Below are 20,837 nucleotides of genomic sequence, written 5' to 3'. Positions count from 1 at the left end.
GGGCATCAGCGCACCAACAGGGGGAGCCGCATGACCAGAGCAACAGCCCGGTTCCACCGGACCGCCTCGGCACTCCTGGCGATGGCCCTCGCAAGCGTCAGCCTGGCCGCCGGACTGGCGTTCGCGCCCGCCGCACAGGCCGACGAGGTACGGGATAAGCAGCACTGGCTGGCTGAGTCCGGAATCACCAAGGCCTGGGAGGTTTCCAAGGGTGCCGGCGTTAAGGTCGCAGTGATCGACAGCGGCGTGGAAGCCGGACACCCCGACCTCAAGGGCGCTGTCACCGGGGGTTACGACGCCTCGGGCGCCGGCACCGCCAACGGACAGAAAATCCTTGGCATCAAACCCGAACACGGCACGCTGGTGGCCACCATGCTGGCGGGGCGCGGCCACCAGCCGGCCACCCCGTCGGCTTCACCTAGCCCGTCTGCCTCGCCCGTCGGCCCGGACGGCATTGTGGGGGTGGCACCGGAGGCGGAAATCCTGTCGGTCTCCACCTGGCTGGGTTCGGCCAATCCTGCAGGAAAGAACGATCAGGACCAGATCCCCGAGGCTGTCCGCTGGGCAGTGGACAACGGCGCCAGGGTCATCAACATCTCCCTGGGCAGCACCACTCCGCAGTGGCCCCAAAGCTGGGACGCGGCCTTCCTTTACGCCGAGCAAAAAGACGTTGTGATCGTTGCCGCGGCCGGAAACAGGATAGGCGGCAACCTGCAGGTGGGCGCGCCCGCCACCATTCCCGGCGTCCTGACGGTGGCCGGGCTGGACCGCAAGGGGGCGGCGAGCGTCGACTCATCCTCTCAGGGCATCAGCATCGGTGTGGCGGCGCCGGCGGAGAACCTCCTCGGCGGACTCCCCGGCGGCGGCTATGCCGAATGGGCCGGCACCTCCGGGGCGGCCCCCATCGTGGCCGGCGTTGCGGCCCTGATCCGGTCCAAGTGGCCCGACATGAGCGCCAAACAGGTCATCAACAGGATCGTCAGCACAGCCAAGGACGCCGGCCCTGCGGGAAAGGACCCGCTGTACGGCTTCGGTGTACTCAATGCCGAGGCCGCCCTGAAGGACTCTGTCGCCGAAACGGCAGTCAACCCGCTCGGCTCCATTTCCGACTGGATCCGGGTCCACCGGCGCGGGAACCTGGCCACCCCGGCCCCCGTACCCAGCTCTGAAGTGGCGAGCGCCATCCCCACGCTGCCCGATCCCACGGTGCCCGTAGCGAAGGCGCCGTCCCAGCGGGACAGCGCCATAGGCGGCGCCGTTGTTATCGGTTCTGCCCTGCTGTTTGTGGCGGTCATCACCGCGGCCGCGTTCCAGTTGCACAGGGCGGCCCGGGACCCCGGATTAGCGGGCGAAGACCCGGATACCGGAGTCGTCGATACGGTCGAATCCGGCGGCAAACGCAGTTAGTGAAGATTTTCACAAAGTGCTGTACTCTTAAATCATGGCAACCACCCCAGAGCTCCAGGACCGTCCCAGGGTACTCGTCGTCGGCGGCGGGTACGTCGGCCTGTACGTAGCACTCAAACTGCAGAAGAAGATCGCGAATGCCGGTGGCATCGTCACCCTCGTGGATCCACTGCCTTACATGACTTACCAGCCCTTCCTGCCCGAGGTGGCCGGCGGCAACATCGAGGCCCGCCACGCTGTGGTCTCCCACCGCCAGCACCTCAAGCAGACTGAACTTATCCAGGGCAGCGTCACCTCGATCGACCACGCCAACCGCACCGCCGTTGTGGCGCCCGCGGACGGCGGAGGGCACATCGAGATCCCTTACTTTGACATCGTGGTGGCCGCAGGCGCCATCACCCGCACCTTCCCCATCAAGGGACTCGCGGACAAGGGCATCGGCCTGAAAACCATCGAAGAGGCCGTAGCCCTGCGCAACAAGGTCCTCGAGCGGATCGAAGCTGCGTCCACCATCACGGACCCCGCCGCCCGCGCCAAGGCCCTGACCTTCGTTGTGGTGGGTGGCGGCTTCGCCGGCATCGAATGCATCACCGAAATGGAAGACCTGGCCCGCGCCGCGGTCAAGAACAACCCGCGCATCAAACAGGAGGAAGTCCGCTTCGTCCTGGTTGAGGCCATGGGCCGCATCATGCCCGAGGTCACCGCACCCCAGGCCGAGTGGGTTGTGGAGCACCTCCGCAGCCGCGGCATCGAGGTCCTGCTGAACACCTCACTGGACAGCGCCGAAGGCAACCTCAAGCTCATCAACCTCCCGGACAAGACCCTTGCCCAGGAATTCGAAGCGGACACGCTCGTCTGGACTGCCGGTGTGCAGGCCAACCCGATGATCCGTTCCTCCGACTTCCCGCTGGAGCCGCGCGGCCGCGTCCGCGTCCTCCCCGACCTTCGCATCGCCGGTGATGAAGGCATCATCGAGAACGCCTGGGCCGCCGGCGACATCGCCGCAGTGCCCGACCTCACGGGCAGCGGCCTGCCGGACGGCACCTGCGTCCCGAACGCCCAGCACGCCCTGCGCCAGGCCAAGCGCCTCGCCAAGAACCTGTGGGCTTCCCGCTGGGAGAAGCCGCTGAAGGACTACAAGCACAAGAACCTTGGTGCCGTGGCCGGCTTCGGCGAGTGGAAGGGTGTTGCCAACATCAGCCTCGTCGGCCGCGTCGGCCTGAAGGGCCCGCTGGCATGGCTTGCACACCGCGGCTACCACGGGATGGCCATGCCCACGGTGGAGCGCAAGATCCGGGTCATCATGGGCTGGATCCTGGCGTTCTTTATGGGCCGCGACACCACCCAGCTCATCGACCTCGACAACCCGCGCGGCGCCTTCGTCGCTGCGGCCACCCCGGCGCCCAAGCCGGCAGCAGCCCCTGCCCCCGCGGCACCTGAGGTGGCAGCCGCAGCAGCGAAGCCCGGCTCCGCTGCTGCGACCAGCGTGGACCCCAAGCAGTCAGTCACTGCAGACGCCAAGTAGGTTAGCCGCACCTGGCACCTGAGTAGCGCACTCTCTTCTGTAACGCCCGACGGCGGCTGTCCCCTGCGGGGGACGGCCGCCGTAGGCGTCTCCCGGCTCTCTTCGTTTTAGGGCCCGTCTTCCTTTTAGACTGGCAGGATGACTGGCGAAACGAACCTCCAGGCCCTGCTCGCAACGCTGCATCCCGTGCTTCGGGACGGCGAATACGTCTACGTCCTGTGGCCGCACGGCAGGCCGCTGGAGCCGGGGATCCAGGCTGCGGTGCGTGAAGCCGAGGGCCTGACGGTGGTCCTGCCCCGGGCGACCGCGGACAGCCTGGGGCTGCCGTACGACTTTGTGGCAGCCTGGATCACCCTGGAAGTGCACTCTGAACTGGAGGCTGTTGGCCTGACTGCCGCCGTCGGGAAGGCCCTGACGGATGCCAGGATCAGCTGCAACGTGCTGGCAGGCTTCCACCATGATCATCTGTTGGTGCCGGTGGCAGACGCCCCGCGCGCACTCGAAGTCCTCCATGAAGTGTCGGCGGCAAGCCGGGACCAGCCACGGCCCGAGCTGGTGCTCCGGAACGAAACGGCAGCGGACAGGGACAAGATCCTCGCACTGACAGCCGAAGCGTTCGCCATCTCTCCCGTCACCGGCCTGCCTGTGGAGGGGGAGCCGATTGAAGTCGAGGTACTTCGGCAACTCTTCGAATGCGCGGAATACCTTCCCGAATTCAGTGTCGTCGCCGTGCTTGATGAGGAAATAGTCGGCCACGTGATCAGCACCCGCGGCTGGGTGGGCGACTACGGGCTCCTGGGGCTCGGGCCCATCGGTGTTACGCCCAGGCTGCAGCGTCACGGGATCGGCAGCGCCCTCATGAACGAAACCATCGCCAGGGCGAATGCGGCGGGGGAGGGCGGCATAGCCCTCCTGGGCAGCCCGGAGTACTACCCGCGGTTTGGCTTTGTCCCGGCAGCATCGTTTGGCGTGCTGCCGCCGGAGGACTCCTGGGGCGAGCACTTCCAGCTGCTTCCGCTGGCGCTCTGGCCAGGCGGGGTTCACGGGACTTTCCGGTATGCCGCACCACTGGCAGGCTGAGGACGGGATACCATTGACCGGGCGCCCCAGTAGCCCAATTGGCAGAGGCAGCGGACTTAAAATCCGCGTGTTGTGGGTTCGAGTCCCACCTGGGGTACACATTTTCCTTTCGGCGCAGTGTTCTCCCCGTGACGCCCGCACGGGATCCAGCATCATCCGGACATGAAGGGACCGCTGTGTCCGTTGATTTCGCATATGCAACGACTGTTATGAGGATGTGACCTCAGTCACTTATATCCGCACCGTATATGCACTAGCTTGAAGTTAAATCAGGAACACCTGATCATCCGCATCAAAGGCCGTTCGCACCTTTCGATCCAGGAGATTGTCAATGATTTCACTCCCCCCGGCGGCACCACGCGTTGCCAAGCTAACCGCTCTCAGCGTAGGTGTCGCCCTGCTGGCCACTGCCTGTGGTGGTACCTCCACCCCGACGGCGACCACGACGACCAAGCCGGCAGGCCTGTCCTGCCCGGCTCCTTCGGAAGGACTGAAGGCGCCGGTGATCCCAGCGTCGGGAAACGTGCCGCCATCGTCAACCACCACTGACACCCCCCTCAAGATCGGCACGCTGCTGCCGACCACCGGCGCGCTGTCCTACCTCGGCCCGCCCGAGATTGCCGGCGTCAGCCTTGCTGTGAAGCAGATCAATGAGGCCGGCGGCGTCCTGGGCAAGCCCATCGAGGTCATCAACCGTGACTCCGGCGACACCACGACCGACGTGGCAACGCAGTCCGTGAACAACCTCCTGAGCGCGGGCGTCAGTGCCATCATCGGCGCTGCCTCCTCGGGTGTTTCCAAGACGGTCATCAACCAGATCACCGGTGCCGGCGTGGTCCAGTTCTCGCCCGCGAACACATCGGTGGACTTCACCAACTGGGATGACAAGGGCCTCTACTGGCGGACAGCCCCTTCAGACGTCCTGCAGGGCTCGGTGCTGGGCAACTACGCAGCCTCCTGCGGCGCCCAGACCATGGGCATGCTGGTGCTGAACGACTCCTACGGCACCGGGCTGAGCACCAAGCTCAAGGAATCCTTTGAGAAGGCCGGCGGCAAGATTGTTGCCGAAGAGCTGTTCAACGAAGGCGATTCGCAGTTCAGCACCCAGGTGGACAAGGTCATCGCCGCCAAGCCGGATGCCATCGCCGTTATCTCCTTTGTCCAGGGCAAGAGCATCATCCCGCTGCTGACCGGCAAGGGCATCAAGGCCGAGCAGATCTTCATGGTGGACGGCAACACTGTCGACTACAGCAAGGATTTCGAACCCGGCACACTCACCAAGGCCCACGGCACCATTCCGGGCACCACAGCCGGTGAGGACTTCAAGAAGGAACTGCTGGCTGTTGACCCGGCCCTGAAGGACTTCATCTACGCCGGTGAGAGCTGGGACGCGGCCAACCTCATCGCCCTCGCGGCAGAAGCTGCCAAGAGCACCAAGGGTGTGGACATCGCCAAGCAGCTGCAGGCCGTCTCCAAGGACGGCGAGAAGTGCTTCAGCTTCGCCAGTTGCGTGACGCTGCTGCGGGCGGACAAGGACATTGACTACGATGGCCAGTCCGGTCCGGTAACCTTCGCGGACAGCGGTGACCCGTCTGAGGCAACCATCGGCGTTTACGAGTACAAGGAAGACAACACCATCGCCCTCGTAAAGGAAGAGTTCGGCAAGCTCTAAGACCGGCTCCTCGTGAGGCAAAGGAACCCCGCCCGGATTCATCCGGGCGGGGTTCCTTTGTGCGTGGGCTGTGTGGCTAGCCGACTTCGTCTGCGAGAGTGCCGAGGTACAGCTGGATGACTTTCGGATCCTTCATGAGTTCCCGGCCCGTGCCGGTGTACGCGTCCTTGCCCTGATCCAGGACGTAGCCGCGGTCACAGATCTGCAGGCAGCGCCGGGCGTTCTGTTCCACCATGATTACCGATACGCCGGCCCGGTTGATCTCATGGACGCGGAGGAACGTCTCATCCTGCTTGACGGGGGACAGCCCCGCGGAGGGCTCGTCCAGGAGCAGGACCGCCGGGTCCATCATGAGGGCCCGACCCATCGCCACCATCTGCCGTTCGCCGCCGGAGAGGGAACCGGCCCGCTGGGCGCGGCGCTTCCCCAGTTCAGGGAAGAGGCTGGTCACGAAGTCGAACCGCTCGGCAAAGGCCTTTGGCCGCTGGTAGATGCCCATCTGCAGGTTTTCCTCGATGCTCAGTGCGGCGAACACGTTGTTGTTCTGGGGGACAAAACCCACGCCTTGGCTGACCAGTTTGTTGGCTTTGAGCCCGGTGATGTCCTTGCCCCGGACAACCACGGTCCCTGAATGAACTTTAACCAGCCCGAACATGGCTTTCAGCAGCGTCGATTTGCCGGCTCCGTTGGGACCGATGATCCCGATCAGCTCGCCCTTCCGGGCCTCGATGCTGCAGCCGTTGAGGATGTTCACGCCGGGAAGGTAGCCGGCCACCAGGTTCTTGACTGTGACAACGGCGTTGTCGGACTGTGCCGGATTCGCGGCGGGGGCTGCGCTGGTTGCGCTCATTTTCCGTCCCTCTCTTCCAGTCGGGCCACATTTTCCGGGGCGATGATCCCGGCGTTTTCTGTGCCGACGATCGATTCTTCATCCGCTTCGAGTTCGGCTTCGAGTTCCTTGATGCCTTCGGCGTCGCCCAGGTCGACGTCGTGATGGGCGCCAAGGTAGGCGTCAATGACGGCGGGGTTCTTCATGACCTCGGGGGGCGGGCCTTCGGCGACAATCTTGCCTTCGGCCATCACCACAACCCAGTCGGCGATGTGCCGGACCATGTTCATGTCGTGTTCGACGAACAGGACCGTCATGCCTTCGGATTTGAGGTTCTTGATGTGGTCCAGCAGGGATTGGGTGAGGGCGGGATTCACGCCGGCCATGGGCTCGTCCAGCATCACGAGCTTCGGCCGGACCATCAGGGAACGCGCCATCTCCAGCAGCTTGCGCTGGCCTCCGGAGAGGGAAGCGGCGTAGTCATCCTTCTTGGCGTCGAGCTTGAATTTCTCCAGGAGGACATTGGCCTGCGCGGTGATTTCCTTCTCGCGGCCGCCCCACATGCCCTTGAACAGGGCTTTGGACAGCCGCTCACCGGGCTGGTCCGCAGCGCCGAGGCGCATGTTCTCCATAACCGTGAGCTTGCCCATGACCTTGGTCAGCTGGAAGGTCCGCACCATGCCCAGCCGGGCGAGCTTGTAGGAGGAGACACCGGCGATGCTGTGGCCTTCGAACTGCCATTTGCCGGAGTTGGGGCTGTCAAAACCCGTCAGCAGGTTGAACAGCGTGGTTTTGCCGGCGCCGTTGGGTCCAATGAGGGCGGTGATCTTGTGCCGCGGAATTTCGAGGTACTCCACATCCACGGCGTTGATGCCACCGAAGCTGCGGCTGATGTTCTCGGCCACAACGATCGGATCCCGCTTCCTGCAGCCGGGCCCTGTTTCGTCAGCTGCAATGGGCCGGGTGTCGGTCATGAAGTCGACGTTTTCCTGTTTTGATACTGCGCTCTGCTCGCTCATGCGAATGCAAGCTCCTTCTTGTTACCGAAGACACCCTGGGGCCTGAAGATCATCAGCAGCATCAGGGCAATACCGACCAGGATGAACCGGAGTTGACCCGCCTGGACGGTGGACAGCCAGGTGATGATTCCCGATTCGATCAGTCCGCTGAGAATGCCCTGGGTCAGTGACAGCACCACCCAGAAGATCATGGCCCCAATGACAGGGCCCAGGACGGTGGCCATGCCGCCGAGCAGGAGGCAGGTCCACAGGAAGAACGTCAGCTCAGTGCCGTAGTTGGCCGGCTGGATGGCACCGCGGGGCAGGGTGAAGATCATTCCGGCCAGGGCGCCCAGGACGCCACCGATGATGAGCGCCTGCATCTTGTAGGCGTACACATTCTTGCCCAGTGACCGGACAGCGTTCTCGTCTTCCCGGATGCCCTTCAGGACCCGGCCCCAGGGGCTGCGCATGAGGAGCCAGATCAGGACGCCCGCCACGATCACCACGACCCACGCCACGATCCGGATGAAGAAGTCGCGGTTGTTCATGCCCAAGGGGTAATCCCCGGGCGGGAAGGGGTTCATGTCGAAGAACCCGCCTTCAAAGGCCGCGAGGCCGTTGGCCGAGCCGGTGACAGCCGTCCAGCCGTTGGTGGTGACCAGGTAGCGGACAATTTCGGCCGCAGCGATGGTCACGATGGCAAGGTAGTCGGCCCGCAGGCGGAGGGTGGGTATGCCGAGGATCAGCGCAAAGATTGCTGCTGCCACGACGGCGATGAGAAGGGCCAGGAAGAAGGGCGCCTTAAAGGTCAGCGTGGAGATGGCGAAACCATAGGCGCCCACGGCCATAAATCCCGCCTGGCCGAAGTTGAGCAGACCGGAGTAGCCGAAGTGCACCGCGAGGCCCAAAGCGGCCAGTGCATACGCGGCGGTAGTAGGGCTGATGAGTTCGCCGAAGGCGTTGGACAGAATAGCTGCAAAATCCATGATTGGTCCTTCCTATCCCACGCGCTCGCGGCGACCCAGGATGCCTTGCGGCCGGATCAGCAGGACGAGGATCATCACGCCCAGCGGGATGACGTATTTGAGGTCTGCCGGGGCACCGAAGACTGTGGTCAGTTCGGTGAAGATGCCCACCACGATGGAGCCGATGAGGGCACCGAAGACGGTCCCGAGGCCGCCCAGTGTGACGCCGGCGAAAATCAGGAGGAGAATCTGTGACCCCATGTTGAAGGAAACACCGGGACGGTAGTACGCCCACAGGATTCCACCCAGAGAGGCGAGGACGCCGCCCACAACCCAGACGATGCGGATGACTGCGTCCACGTCGATGCCGGAGGCCGCGGCCAGCGCAGGGTTGTCGGCAACGGCCCGGGTGGCCTTGCCGAGCCGGGTCTTCATCAGGACCAGTCCCACCACCAGGATGACGACGGCACTGATGATGAGGGACCACAGGTTGTTCGGGGAAACGGAGATGGGGCCCAGCTGGATCTCGGCACTTTGCGCTCCCGGAAGCTGCTCGGTGGCTCCGCCGAAGTAGAACAGGATCACGTAGCGGGCGGCGAGGGCAAGGCCGATGCTGACGATCATCATCGGGACGAGTCCTGTGCCGCGGCCCCGGAGCGGTTTCCACAGGCCGGCGTCCTGGACGTAGCCCACCAGTCCTCCGCCCAGCAGGGCAAGGATCAGGGTCAGCCAGAACGGCAGGCCCATGGCGTTGAAGGCGAAGACCAGGACGGCTCCAAGGGTGACCATTTCACCGTGCGCAAAGTTGGTCAGGCCCGTGGTGCCGAATATCAGCGAGAGGCCTACTGCGGCCAGGGCGAGCAGCAGCCCAAAACTCAGGCCTGCAACCAGCCTGTTGGTCAGGTCCTGCGCGAAGTTGCCCTCCTGCACAACAATGCCTGCACCGAAAGTGAAGATGGTGGTCTGGTTTGAGGTCTGGCCGAAGGCGAGTTGCCGCGGGTTTTCCTGACCCTCCGCCAGTGCCACACCTTCCGGAAGCGTGGATTCATCCAGCTCCACTTCATAGGTGCCGGACTTCGGTACTCCGAGAGTCCAGGAGCCATTGGCGTTGGAGGTGGTGGAACCCTCGAATCCTTCGCCGGAGACACTGATCTTTACGTCTGGAAGGGGTGCGCCCGCGTTACGCAGGAACCCGCTGATGCTGAATGGAGAGCTTGTGGCCGACGGGGATGGTGCCGGTGACGGGGAAGTGGCCAGTGACGCCGGAGCGACGACGAGCAGGATTGCCAGCACGGAGCCAAAGACGGCCCCTATGATTCTCAGCAATCCCGGCTGCCGCCGGTGCGGCGGGCCTTTGGGTGTACTTCTCAAATTGAAAAACCTCCACTTGGGGGGTGGCCAAGGTGCTCCCTTGCAACCGCTGCAAACGTCACGGGACGGATAGCGCTGGTGCGCAGGTTTGTTGGGGCCTGATTGTGATATCCGTCACCGTGTGTGGCCTATGTTACAGCGCGTCAGCGCCAAATTTACGGCTCGGAGAAGCCCGTACGGTCGCGATCGCATAACAACTGCGGCAAGCCCATTGCGTCTTGGCAATGTGTTCGCCAAGAAACTTAAGGTGTTTGCTGGTATTCCTCAGCGGGGCAACAGAGGGACTGCCGGGTCCGCCAGCCCCGGCAGCTCATCACGGTTGGGTTTCAGCCCTGCGCATGCGGGAACTTATCGGCGCGTAAATGCGTAGATATTGGTAGCGTGGCTAGTAGTCCACGACTCAACCCTTTACTTGGAGGACACCAGCAATGGCACTTGGCGGAAACCCGATCTTCAACGGAAAGAACTTCCGTGGAGCAACGCAGGCACCGCGTGTCCCGCAGGCGCCCTACGGCCAGGCCCAGTACGGCCAGCAGCCCTACGGACAGCAGTCGTTTGGCCGCGCACCCGGCCAGGTCATGGACGGCCAGGCCGGCTACGGCCAGCAGGGCATGACCAGCGAGCAGCTGCAGCAGATGTACAACCAGCCGGCCGCGGGCCCCGCGGACACCGGCCGGATGACCTATGACGACGTCATCGTCAAGACCACAGCCTGCCTTGGCGTGCTGCTGGCAGGCGCGGCTGTGACCCTGTTCGTCAGCATGAGCCTTGCCAGCATGCTGATGATCGTCGGCGCCCTGGGCGGATTTGTCCTTGCCCTGGTGAACACGTTCAAGAAGCAGCCTTCGCCGGCTCTGATCCTTGCCTACGCAGGGCTGGAAGGCCTGTTCCTCGGCGGGCTCACCCGCGTACTGGACCTCGCGTACCCGGGCGTGGGCCTGCAGGCTGTTATTGGCACCCTGTCCGTCTTCGCCGTGACCCTGCTGCTGTTCAAGAGCGGCAAGGTACGTGCCACGCCCAAGGCCATGAAGTTCTTTATGATCGCCTTGATCGGTTACGCCGTCTTCTCCCTGGTCAACCTCGTCATGATGATGACCGGCATGACCACGGAACCGTTCGGCCTGCGCAGCGGCATTATCGGCGTCGTCATTGGCATCCTCGCCATCGGCCTCGCCGCGTTCTCCCTGGTGATGGACTTCACCAGCATCGAAGCCGGCGTCCAGGCCGGTGCGCCGCAGCGCTTCTCCTGGACCGCAGCATTCGGCCTGACGGTCACCCTGGTGTGGCTCTACGTGGAAATCATCCGCGTCCTGGCCATTCTCCGCGGCGAGGACTAGCACCCGCGGCGGCGTCCGCCGTCGTCCGGTTCACATAATCGTCCGGTTCACATAACTGGAAGGGCTCCCATCCGTGCAGCACGCACGGATGGGAGCCCTTTTGGCGTGCCCGCCGGTTAGGAGATGCGCATCGCGCCAGCCGCAGGAGTCACCGTGAAAATCTCCGGGGCGGTATAGCCGGCTTCCGCGAAAGCGCGTACGACGGCGGCGCGCACCTGCTGCTCAGCCGCCACCGGCGTGAGGGCGATTGCTGCGCCGCCGAAACCGCCGCCGGTCATCCGGGCGCCGATAGCGCCGTTGGCGCGGGAGACGCTGACGGCCAGGTCCAGTTCCGGGCAGGAGATTTCGAAGTCGTCCCGCATGGAAACGTGACTGGCGTCGAGCAGCGGCCCGATGGCGGCGGGGCCGTCGCTGGCGAGGAGCCCGACCGTCTGCAGTACGCGCTCATCCTCGGTCACCACGTGGCGGACCCGCCGGTAGGTGACCTCATCCAGGAGGCCTTCGGCCCTCGTCAGGTCTGCAACCCGGACATCGCGGAGAGCCTTGACTCCGAGCAGCTCCGCGCCCAGCTCGCAGGAGGCGCGGCGGGACGCATAGCCGCCGTCGGCATGGGAGTGGGACACCTTGGTGTCGATCACCAGCATCACGAGCCCGGCGGACTCGGCGTCGAAGGGCACCAGTTCGACGCTCTGGTCGCGGCAGTCCAGGAACACCGCGTGACCCTTGGAGCCGCGGAGGGACGCCGACTGGTCCATGATGCCCGTGGGGGCGCCCACGAAGTCATTCTCGGCACGCTGCGTAGCGAGGACCATCTCCTCCGGTTCCAACCCCGCTCCGGTCAGTTCGTTGAGGGCCGAGATAACGGCACATTCAATGGCGTGCGAGGACGAGAGCCCGGCGCCCAGCGGCACGGTGGAATCGAGCAGCAGGTCCAGGCCCGGGACGGGGATGCCGCGCTGCTGCAAGGCCCAGATGACACCGAGCGGATACTTCGTCCAGCCCTTCGCGGAGGCTGGCTCCAAGGCGGCGAGATCGGCAGTGACCAGGCCTTGGTCGCCGTAGGTGGACAGCATCCGGACCGTGGAGTCCGCCCGGACTGCCACGGCAACGCGTGCGGTCTTGTCGATGGCGAACGGGAGTACAAAGCCCTCGTTGTAGTCGGTGTGTTCGCCGATGAGGTTGACACGTCCCGGTGCCTGCCAGACGCCGTCGGGAGGCGTGCCGAACTCCCGCTCGAACCGCCCGGCAAGTTCCGCCGCGCTCATGCGAGCGCACCTTCCGGCCGGGTTCGGACGGGGGCAACGCTGCCTGCGGACGCGGGAACAGTCACTGCCCTCAGCCTTTCAGCCACGCTTTCCGGGGTGGTGTCGTTGATGAAGGCGCCCATGGCGGCCTCGGAGCCGGCCAGGTACTTGAGCTTGTCCGCTGCCCGGCGGGGGGATGTCAGCTGCAGGTGCAGATAACTGGCCGGGCGCAGCAGATCGTCCAGGGGTGCCTGGTGCCAGGCTGAGATATAGGGGGTGGGTGTGGGGTAGAACGCGTCTAGCCGCTTGAGCAGGTCCAGGTAGAGGTGCGCCAGCTCGTCCTTCTCCTCGCCGCTCAGCGCGGCGAGGTCGGGCACCTGGCGGTGCGGGACAAGGTGGATTTCCAGCGGCCACCGGGCGGCAAACGGCACATAGGCGCTGAAGTTCTCTCCCTCCATGACCATCCGGCTCCCGTCTTCGCGTTCGGCCTGCAACAGTGATCCTGTCAGCGTCTGCCGGCCATCGGCCCCGTCATAGAATTTCCGGGCCGCGACGCCGAGGGTCTTAGCCCTCGGCGTGATGTAGGGGTACGCGTAGATCTGGCCATGGGGGTGGTGCAGTGTGACGCCGATATCGGCTCCCCGGTTCTCGAAGGGAAACACCTGGCGCACGCCGGGCAGTTTGCTGAGGGCCTCGGTGCGGTGTGCCCATGCTTCCATAACAGTCCGGGCCCGGGCCTCCGTCAGCCCGCTGAACGATCCCGTGTGCTCGGGGGTGAAGGATACCACCTCGCACCGACCGTAAGCGGGACCGGTGGTTCCCCAGGCAGGGGATGCCGGGATGTGCCCGACTGCCGGGCCCAGTGAAGGGAAGCGGTTTTCGAACACCACAACGTCGTAGTCCGGAGCCGGAATCTCGGACGGATTGTCCGCGGTGGTGGGGCAGATGGGGCACTGGTCGGCGGGCGGCAGGTGCGTCCGGCTCTGCCGGTGCGCGGCGACTGCCACCCATTCGTCCGTCAGCGCATCGAAGCGGACTTCGCCCGGCGCCCCCCGCTCGGGGAGCTCCCGGCGGTCGGTGGCGGCAGCTGCGGTGCGGACGGTGCCGGCGAGGGACCCGCCGTCGTCGAAATAGATGAGCTCCCGGCCGTCGGCGAGCCGGGTGCTGGTGATGCCTGTCATGACTGGGTCCTTTGACGTGGATGGTGTTTGCATCGATCATTTCACGTTTCGCTCAAAAAGGAAGAGTTTCAAACAAAATGTAACAAGCAGGGTCCCGATGGCAGGACACACCGGGCCCCTGTACGGTGGTGCTCATGACTTTGAGCGCAACCCCGAACGCCAGTGTTCCGTCCGGATTCCAGACCTACGCCACCGGCCGGCAGTACGAACTCCGCAGGGATGATGCACTGGCCGTCGTGACTGAGCTCGCGGCCGGCCTGCGGCTCTACACCCGGGCAGGGGTACAGCTGACCGAAACCTATGGCGATGCCGAGATTTCGCCCGGCGCCGCCGGAATCACCCTTGCCCCCTGGGCGAACCGCGTGGAGGACGGGATCTGGTACCTGGACGGCAAGAAGCAGCAGCTGGACATTACCGAGGTCTCGCGGAACAACGCCAGCCATGGGCTGCTCCGCAACTCCGCCTACAGCCTCGTTGAGGAGTCGCAGTATTCGGTGACCCTGGAGGCCACCGTGTTCCCCCAGCACGGTTATCCGTTCCTGGTGCGGCACCGCGTGCAGTACCTCCTTGCTGAGGATCTTGGCCTGGAGGTCCGCCAGACGCTCATCAACGATTCCAATGCGCCGGCGCCCTTCGTCCTTGGGGCCCACCCTTACGTGCGGCTGGGTGACGCGGACATGGACGACCTGACGCTGACTGTCTCAGCAGGCACCCGGCTTGTGGCGGACTCCCGGCTGATCCCGCGGAGTTCGGAGCCCGTCAGCGGGGACAGCGACCTCCGTGCCGGCCGGCGTGTGGGGGACCTCGACGTGGACGTCGCCCTGACGGACCTTGCGTTCGACGGCGGTTCGGCCCGCCACACGCTCAGCGCTCCGGACGGCCGCAGCGTCACGCTGTGGCAGGACGAGTCCTGCGGTTACGTCCATGTCTTCGTCACAACCCAGTTCCCGGGCAGGCCCAAAGCTGTGGCGCTTGAACCCATGACCGGTCCGGCCAACGCCTTCAACTCGGGTGACGGACTGCGATGGCTCCCGGCGGGCGAATCGTTCACCATGACCTGGGGGATCGATGCTGATCTGCGCGATGCCGGGTAGCCGTTTCGCATAAGGCCCATGCCTGCGGAAGTATTAGGCTATGACGCCAGCCGAGGACGCCAATCCATCCACTTCAACCCCGGGCCTGCAGGCACCGGACCCGGTCCGGCCTGCTGAAACGCCCCGTGCTGAATCGCGTGCGCCCCGCATCAAGGCGGACCGGGAGCTTGAGCAGGACATCCCGTACGGGGTCCGTATTGCAGCCTCGTGGGCGTGGCGGATCGGGCTCATCCTGGTGGTGGGGGGAGCATTGATCTGGCTGCTGAGCCGGATCAGCTTCCTGATCATTCCCGTGATGGTGGCAGCGCTTCTGGCCGGGCTGCTCAGCCCCGTGGTGCGCTGGCTGCGGAGCAAGAGGCTGCCCAACGGCGCCGCGGTAGCCATTACGGTAGTCGGATTCCTTGGCCTGATCGCTGGTGCCCTCGCCCTCGTCGGGCGCCAGCTGGTCTCAGGGTTCGGCGAGCTCTGGTCTCAGGCGCTGGCCGGCGTGAAGCAGGTCCAGGACTGGCTGGCCGACGGGCCGCTGCACCTGACGGCGGACCAGATCGACCAATACCTCAAAGAAGGCACAGCTGCCCTGCAGGAGAACAGCAGCAGTATCCTCAGCGGGGCACTGTCCTTTGGCAGCACTGCAGGCCACTTCGCGGCCGGGCTGGTGCTGGCCCTTTTCATCCTGATTTTTTTCCTGCTCGAGGGCGACAGGATCTGGGCATTCATTGTGCGGCTGCTGCCGAAGAAGGCGCGCGCAGCCACGTTCGGCGCCGGGCGCAAGGGCTGGGCGTCCATGGTCAGCTATGCACGGATCCAGATGTTTGTGGCATTTGTCGACGCCGTGGGCATTGGCGTCGGAGCGGCGATCATCGGTGTCCCGCTGGCGCTGCCACTGAGCGTGCTCGTGTTTATTGGCTCCTTTATTCCGGTGGTGGGTGCCCTGGTGACCGGTGCCATCGCCGTTCTCCTGGCGCTGGTGGCCAACGGCCCGATCAACGCCCTCATCATGCTGGCTATCGTGCTCCTGGTCCAGCAACTGGAGAGCCACATCCTGCAGCCCCTGGTGATGGGCAAGGCCGTATCCCTGCATCCGGTGGCGGTCATCCTCAGTGTGGCGGCAGGTTCATATCTGGCGGGTATTCCCGGGGCGCTGTTTTCCGTGCCCATTCTCGCCGTAGCAAACTCCGCAATTCGCTACATCGCTGCCAGAACATGGGAACATGAACAAGTGCTGGTAACCCCCGAGGGGCCGGTGACGCTTGGCCCGGATACTGATGGCACCATCAGGGAAGTCCGGTTGCCGGGCGGCAGGTCCATCCGTGGCAAGGACGCCGCAGCCAGCACAGACGCATCCAATCCGGAGGGCCCGGCCTGACCCGTGGGCCGTCCGCCGGAGCCCCATCCACCCAAGGAGAACAGTCCGTGAACACCGTCGAAACCCTTCCCGTCACGCTGGACGATGTCCTGGAGGCGCAGAAGCTGCTCGAGGGGATTATTACGCGGACACCGGTGGAATCCTCGCGGGCCCTCGGCAGCATGGTGGGCGGCGAGGTCTATTTCAAGTGCGAAAACCTGCAGCGGGCCGGTTCCTTCAAGGTCCGCGGTGCCTACGTCCGGATGGCAAGGCTCTCGCCTGAGGAGAAGAAGCGCGGCGTGGTTGCCGCCTCGGCCGGCAACCATGCGCAGGGCGTTGCGGTGGCGGCCAAGGCCCTTGGCATCAAGGCCCGGATCTACATGCCGCTCGGTGTGGCGCTTCCCAAACTGGCCGCCACCCGCAGCCACGGCGCCGAGGTGGTCCTCCACGGCCACAATGTGGATGAGGCCCTCGCCGAGGCGCAGCGCTACGCGGACGAGTCCGGAATGGTTTTTGTCCACCCCTTCGACAATGTTGATGTGGTGTCAGGGCAGGGAACCGTAGGACTGGAGATTCTTGAGCAGATCCCCAACGTGGACACCATCCTGATGGGCGTGGGCGGCGGCGGGCTGTTGGCAGGCGTCGCTGTTGCCATCAAAGCCCGGGCGCGGGAACTGGGCCGTGAAATCAGGATCATCGGCGTCCAGGCCGAAAATGCGGCCGCCTATCCGCCGTCGCTTGCCGCCGACGCCCTGGTTCCGCTGAAGAAAGTCTCCACCATGGCGGACGGCATCGCCGTGGGCCGACCCGGCCAGTTGCCGTTCAGCATCATCCGTGAACTCGTGGATGACGTGGTCACTGTCAGCGAGGACTCCCTGGCACGTGCGCTGATCTTCCTGCTGGAACGGGCAAAGATGGTGGTGGAGCCGGCAGGCGCCGTGGGGGTCGCGGCCCTGATGGACGGGAAGATCGAAAACCCCGGTACGACGGCCGTGATCCTGTCCGGCGGCAACATCGATCCGATGCTTATGCTCAAGGTCATCCAGCGGGGCCTGTCGGCCGCCGGCCGCTACATGACGGTCCGGATGATGCTCGATGACCGGCCGGGTTCGCTGGCGACCATCGCCCGGATCATCGCCGAGAATGATGCCAACGTCACAGGGCTGGACCATACGCGGGTGGGCGGGTCCATCAGCATGGGCGATGTCTCCATTACCGTGAACCTTGAAACCAAGGGCCATGAACATTGCGAACAGGTTCTCGGAGCGCTCCGCGCCGAGGGTTTTCAGCCGATTGTGGTGCATTAGGAGCAGCCATGCTGGATGCGATAGGGGACGGCCGGCCGGGGAGCAGGGAAAGCACAGCGTCGCGCGCCAAAGGCGGGCTGCTGGTGTCCGGCGGGTTTGTGGTCCTGCTCTTCGTGATCGAAGTGGTCAACATGCTGACCCTGCACGCCCTGAACAGGACATTCGGGCTACGGCCGAGGTCCGCGGACGGGCTCCTGGACATCTTCACGTTTCCGCTGCTTCACGCCAACCTGAACCATCTGCTGTCCAACGCCCTGCCACTGGTCATCTTCGGATTCCTGGTGTTCCTTTCCGGCCTGAGGGTCTTCCTGACGGCTTTGGCGTTCAGCTGGCTGGGCTCGGGGCTAACCGTCTGGCTGATCGGCGACGGCGGGATCACCGTGGGAGCGTCCGGGCTGGTTTTTGGATTGTTCGCCTTCCTCCTGGTCCGTGGCTTCTTCAACCACAGCTGGCGGCAGATTCTCCTCGCCGTTGTGCTGTTTATGGTTTACGGCAGCATCCTGTTGGGAGTGCTGCCCATCATGGGTGGCCTCATCTCCTGGCAGGCCCACTTGGGCGGGGCGGTGGGCGGAGTGGCTGCTGCCCTGTTGTTGCGCCCCAAATACACCAAAACGCCGGCCCCCTGACGGGGGCCGGCGTTGTGGGTTAAGCGGTGAGAGCTGTGCGTCAGCCTGCGTAAGGCTTGGCGGAGAGAATTTCCACCGTGATGTCCTTGCCGTTCGGCGCAGTGTAGCTGAGCGTCTCGCCCTCTTTGTGGCCGACGATTGCGGCGCCGAGGGGTGACTTCTCGCTGAAGACATCCAGATCCGTGTCACCGGCGATTTCGCGCGAACCCAGCAGGAACGTCTCTTCGTCCCCGGCGATCCTGGCAACGACAAGCATGCCGGCCTCGACAATCCCGTCATCGGCCGGGGCTTCCCCGACGTGGGCATCACGCAGAAGCGCCGTCAGCTGGCGGATCCGGGCTTCAATCTTGCCCTGCTCTTCTTTGGCCGCATGGTAGCCGCCATTTTCCTTGAGGTCGCCCTCCTGCCGGGCGGATTCAATCTTCTGGACAATCTCCGCGCGGCCAGCGACGGAAAGGTGGTCCAGCTCTGCCTTCAGGCGGTCAAAAGCTTCCTGGGTGAGCCAGGCTGCAGGCGCGCTGTTGGTGGTAGACACGGACTTCTCCTAATGGTCATACATGCAAAAGACCCCGCCACGCGGCCACTTGTGGAACTCAGTAACCAGCTCAGCGGGGTAAAGGGTATTGATTCATTGTAGTCAATACTGTGGAGATAACCCAACGGGGAAGCGGTGCAGATCACATGCCGTTACTTCGTGCTACCTGGAACCCAGCAGCTGTCCACCACTCCGGAAACGGCCAGCGACTCCGTCCGCACGCTCACGCGCTGCGTAACAGTCCGGCCGCCGTCGGCAGTGTTGTCCGCCTCTCCCGGCGGGATGTCCACGACTTTCCAACCCACCACGGCAAACTTAGAGTCCAGGGCTTTCAGCGCACATTTGACGGCCGAACCCGGGTCCCTGGTGACGGTGAAATCGATCTCGGCCTGGGTGGCGTCGACGGTGCTGTAGCCGATGTCCTTGAACGTCACAGCGGAGACGGCGTTGGATGTGGAGACCCAGGCCATAAAACCCACGCCGACAGCCAGTGCTGCCACGGCGATGCCGCGCTTGGCCGCTCGCGGAAGGGGCTGCTTTTTACTGCCATAACGATTGGCTAGGCTAGTGTCTGCAGGCGGGGACGCGGCGGGTTGATCCTGGGTAGTCACCGGTCCAGTTTAGTTCGGATCGGGACGCTGCTTGTTCCTGGATCATCAAAGCCAGCCCGGGCAACGACAGGCAGCCCGGTTCGCGCCAACACCGTTCCACCAGGCAGCCAGTTAAGTCGAGCAGCCAGCTACGTCCAGTTAGCCAGTTACGTCCAGCAACACGTTAAGTTCGGCAGCCCGTTCGGCCTTGTGGCCGCGGCGGCTGCCTCAAAAGAATCAGGAGCCGTCCCCCCATGACAGCGTCCACTCATACACCGGCTCCGCTCCGGCTGCTCGCCGTTCACGCGCACCCGGATGACGAGTCCAGCAAGGGCGCGGCCACCATGGCAATGTACGCGGCCGCCGGCGTCGATGTCATGGTGGCCACCTGCACCGACGGATCCCGCGGCGATATCCAGAACCCTGCGGTGGAAGGTGCAGCCCACCCCAAACGGGACATGGCCGGAGCGCGGCGGCTTGAAATGGAGCAGGCGGCGAAGATCCTTGGCATCACGCAGCGCTGGCTCGGCTTCACGGACTCAGGCCTGCCCGAAGGCGACCCGCTGCCGCCCTTGCCGGCCGGATCGTTCGCCGTCCAGCCGCTGCACCGCGCCGCAGCACCCCTGGTCCGGCTGGTCCGGAGCTTCAAGCCGCACGTGATCATCAGCTATGACGAAAACGGGGGATATCCGCACCCTGACCACATCATGGCCCACCGGGTTGCCGTGGAAGCCTTCGCGGCTGCCGGTGATCCGGAACGCTATCCGGGCGCCGGCCCCGCCTGGGAACCCAGCAAGCTCTACTACGACCGCGCATTCAACCCGGCCCGGTTCCGGGCCCTGCATTTCGCCCTCGAGGAAGCCGGCCTCCGGTCCCCGTATGCCGAGCGGCTTGCCGCCTGGCTCGAAACAGACGCCGAAGGCCACACGCCGCCACCGGGCGGACACCCCACCACCACGCAGATCGACTGCGGCGACTTTTTTGAGGTTCGCGACGACGCTCTCCGCGCGCACTGCACCCAGGTGGATCCGCTGGGGTTCTTCTTCGCGGTTTCTGCTGAGATGCAGCGCCGGGTGTGGCCGTGGGAAGACTACTCGCTGATTGAGTCCCGCGTTCCCGCATCTTTTCCGGAGAAGGACCTCTTCGCCGGGCTAAGATAGAAACGGCCGATTGTTCTATGCCGTGTAGAAATTACGCCGTGTAGAAATGCAGTGGGATGATCCGGGTCCGGCGGACCCGGATGCGGAAACCGTGCGTCGGCTGCCCACCAGTTTCCATAGAAGGTTAAACGTGCATCACTTGCTCCTCGTCCTGTCCGCTACGCCCTCGCCCGTGCCCACGCCCGGCCTGCGTGAGGGTATTACCGAGGACCAGATCACGCCCGGCCTGTGGGGCTTCATCATGACTGCCTTTTTTGTCCTGGCCACCACGCTGCTCATCGTGGACATGGTTCGGCGCATCCGCCGCGTCCGGTACCGGGCGCAGGTTGAAGAGGAACGCCAGGCGGCCGCTGCTGCGGCGGATATTGAAGCCGACGAGGTCCGGCATCCGGTGGAGGACGGCCGGCACAGCGTCCAGGACGGCCCGGACACCAACCGGCCGGGCACCAAGGACTAGCAGGGACCGGACCCCCGCGTTCCACCGGTCCCTTCGCAGACTGTGCACGCACCACTTCCGTAGACTGGGATGGTCGGCAACATTCCTTGCAGCGAGTGACCAGAGGTGCGC

At 64.6% G+C, this 20,837-nt stretch carries 19 protein-coding genes and 1 tRNA gene; 12 read left to right on the top strand and 8 right to left on the bottom strand.

All coding sequences use genetic code 11. From position 1 onward, the window contains the following. The first annotated feature begins 30 nt into the window (after positions 1-30). The 5 genes from GUV69_RS08695 (at position 31) to GUV69_RS08675 (ending at position 5,684) form a co-directional block, all read left to right on the top strand. The gene (locus GUV69_RS08695; RefSeq protein WP_164201513.1) at positions 31-1,407 is read left to right on the top strand and encodes a S8 family serine peptidase; all 1,377 of its coding nucleotides are present in this window, start codon (positions 31-33) and stop codon (positions 1,405-1,407) included. 34 nt (positions 1,408-1,441) lie between these two features. Then, positions 1,442-2,932 carry an NAD(P)/FAD-dependent oxidoreductase gene (locus GUV69_RS08690; RefSeq protein ID WP_164201511.1) on the top strand — a complete coding sequence of 497 codons (1,491 nt, stop codon included), beginning with the start codon at positions 1,442-1,444 and terminating at the stop codon, positions 2,930-2,932. 138 nt (positions 2,933-3,070) lie between these two features. Then, the gene (locus GUV69_RS08685; protein ID WP_164201509.1) at positions 3,071-4,012 is read left to right on the top strand and encodes an N-acetyltransferase; all 942 of its coding nucleotides are present in this window, start codon (positions 3,071-3,073) and stop codon (positions 4,010-4,012) included. 23 nt (positions 4,013-4,035) lie between these two features. Then, positions 4,036-4,109, top strand: a tRNA-Leu gene (locus GUV69_RS08680). 234 nt (positions 4,110-4,343) lie between these two features. Next, positions 4,344-5,684 carry an ABC transporter substrate-binding protein gene (locus tag GUV69_RS08675; RefSeq protein ID WP_164201506.1) on the top strand — a complete coding sequence of 447 codons (1,341 nt, stop codon included), beginning with the start codon at positions 4,344-4,346 and terminating at the stop codon, positions 5,682-5,684. Between the two features lie 76 nt (positions 5,685-5,760). Here GUV69_RS08675 and GUV69_RS08670 read toward each other — a convergent pair whose 3' ends face one another. The 4 genes from GUV69_RS08670 to GUV69_RS08655 are packed head-to-tail and all read right to left on the bottom strand — an operon-like array spanning position 5,761 to position 9,850. After that, positions 5,761-6,534 (bottom strand): ABC transporter ATP-binding protein, encoded by a 774-nt coding sequence (locus GUV69_RS08670; RefSeq protein ID WP_164201504.1) that lies wholly within the window; start codon positions 6,532-6,534, stop codon positions 5,761-5,763. Further along, positions 6,531-7,532 (bottom strand): ABC transporter ATP-binding protein, encoded by a 1,002-nt coding sequence (locus GUV69_RS08665; RefSeq protein WP_164201503.1) that lies wholly within the window; start codon positions 7,530-7,532, stop codon positions 6,531-6,533. Before GUV69_RS08665 ends, GUV69_RS08670 begins: the two co-directional genes overlap by 4 nt. Further along, positions 7,529-8,500: a branched-chain amino acid ABC transporter permease gene (locus GUV69_RS08660; protein WP_164201502.1), complete on the bottom strand. Its 972-nt coding sequence runs from the start codon at positions 8,498-8,500 to the stop codon at positions 7,529-7,531. Before GUV69_RS08660 ends, GUV69_RS08665 begins: the two co-directional genes overlap by 4 nt. A gap of 12 nt (positions 8,501-8,512) precedes the next feature. Continuing rightward, a complete protein-coding gene (locus GUV69_RS08655) occupies positions 8,513-9,850 on the bottom strand; it encodes a branched-chain amino acid ABC transporter permease (RefSeq protein WP_370590722.1) in 1,338 nt (445 codons plus the stop codon). Between the two features lie 428 nt (positions 9,851-10,278). On the opposite strand from GUV69_RS08655, the gene GUV69_RS08650 reads away from it, so the two are divergent. Next, positions 10,279-11,187: a Bax inhibitor-1/YccA family protein gene (locus GUV69_RS08650; protein ID WP_164201501.1), complete on the top strand. Its 909-nt coding sequence runs from the start codon at positions 10,279-10,281 to the stop codon at positions 11,185-11,187. A gap of 116 nt (positions 11,188-11,303) precedes the next feature. On the opposite strand, the gene galK is transcribed toward GUV69_RS08650, so the two are convergent. Then, a complete protein-coding gene (gene galK / locus GUV69_RS08645; protein ID WP_164201500.1) occupies positions 11,304-12,452 on the bottom strand; it encodes a galactokinase in 1,149 nt (382 codons plus the stop codon). Beyond that, complete coding sequence (gene galT, locus GUV69_RS08640) at positions 12,449-13,612, bottom strand: galactose-1-phosphate uridylyltransferase (protein WP_164201499.1); 1,164 nt, start codon at positions 13,610-13,612, stop codon at positions 12,449-12,451. Before galT ends, galK begins: the two co-directional genes overlap by 4 nt. Before the next feature lie 134 nt (positions 13,613-13,746). Here galT and GUV69_RS08635 point away from each other — a divergent pair, with 134 nt between their 5' ends. The 4 genes from GUV69_RS08635 to GUV69_RS08620 are packed head-to-tail and all read left to right on the top strand — an operon-like array spanning position 13,747 to position 17,984. Then, positions 13,747-14,706 (top strand): aldose 1-epimerase family protein, encoded by a 960-nt coding sequence (locus tag GUV69_RS08635; RefSeq protein ID WP_164201498.1) that lies wholly within the window; start codon positions 13,747-13,749, stop codon positions 14,704-14,706. Between the two features lie 40 nt (positions 14,707-14,746). Next, on the top strand, positions 14,747-16,072 hold the full coding sequence (locus tag GUV69_RS08630; RefSeq protein WP_164201497.1) for an AI-2E family transporter: 1,326 nt from the start codon (positions 14,747-14,749) through the stop codon (positions 16,070-16,072). Positions 16,073-16,119: 47 nt separating this feature from the next. Beyond that, positions 16,120-17,358, top strand: coding sequence for a threonine ammonia-lyase (ilvA, locus tag GUV69_RS08625; protein WP_164201496.1), 1,239 nt, complete (start codon positions 16,120-16,122; stop codon positions 17,356-17,358). Positions 17,359-17,366: 8 nt separating this feature from the next. After that, entirely contained in the window at positions 17,367-17,984 is a 618-nt protein-coding gene (locus GUV69_RS08620) for a rhomboid family intramembrane serine protease (RefSeq protein ID WP_164201495.1), read from the top strand. Positions 17,985-18,024: 40 nt separating this feature from the next. Here GUV69_RS08620 and greA read toward each other — a convergent pair whose 3' ends face one another. Continuing rightward, a complete protein-coding gene (gene greA / locus GUV69_RS08615; protein WP_164201494.1) occupies positions 18,025-18,519 on the bottom strand; it encodes a transcription elongation factor GreA in 495 nt (164 codons plus the stop codon). A 152-nt stretch (positions 18,520-18,671) separates the two neighbouring features. After that, entirely contained in the window at positions 18,672-19,130 is a 459-nt protein-coding gene (locus GUV69_RS08610) for a DUF4307 domain-containing protein (RefSeq protein WP_164201493.1), read from the bottom strand. Between the two features lie 233 nt (positions 19,131-19,363). Between GUV69_RS08610 and mca the strand changes: the two genes are divergently transcribed. Both mca and GUV69_RS08600 read left to right on the top strand, forming a co-directional pair. Then, a complete protein-coding gene (gene mca / locus GUV69_RS08605; RefSeq protein ID WP_164201491.1) occupies positions 19,364-20,269 on the top strand; it encodes a mycothiol conjugate amidase Mca in 906 nt (301 codons plus the stop codon). Between the two features lie 130 nt (positions 20,270-20,399). Further along, complete coding sequence (locus tag GUV69_RS08600; protein WP_164201489.1) at positions 20,400-20,726, top strand: hypothetical protein; 327 nt, start codon at positions 20,400-20,402, stop codon at positions 20,724-20,726. The last annotated feature ends 111 nt before the right edge of the window (positions 20,727-20,837 follow it).

This window comes from [Micrococcus luteus] ATCC 49442, assembly GCF_010367585.1.
GTDB lineage: Bacteria > Actinomycetota > Actinomycetes > Actinomycetales > Micrococcaceae > Arthrobacter > Arthrobacter luteus_A.
Note: the sequence above shows the minus strand (reverse complement) of the source record. Positions and strands in the feature narration are given on the sequence as shown.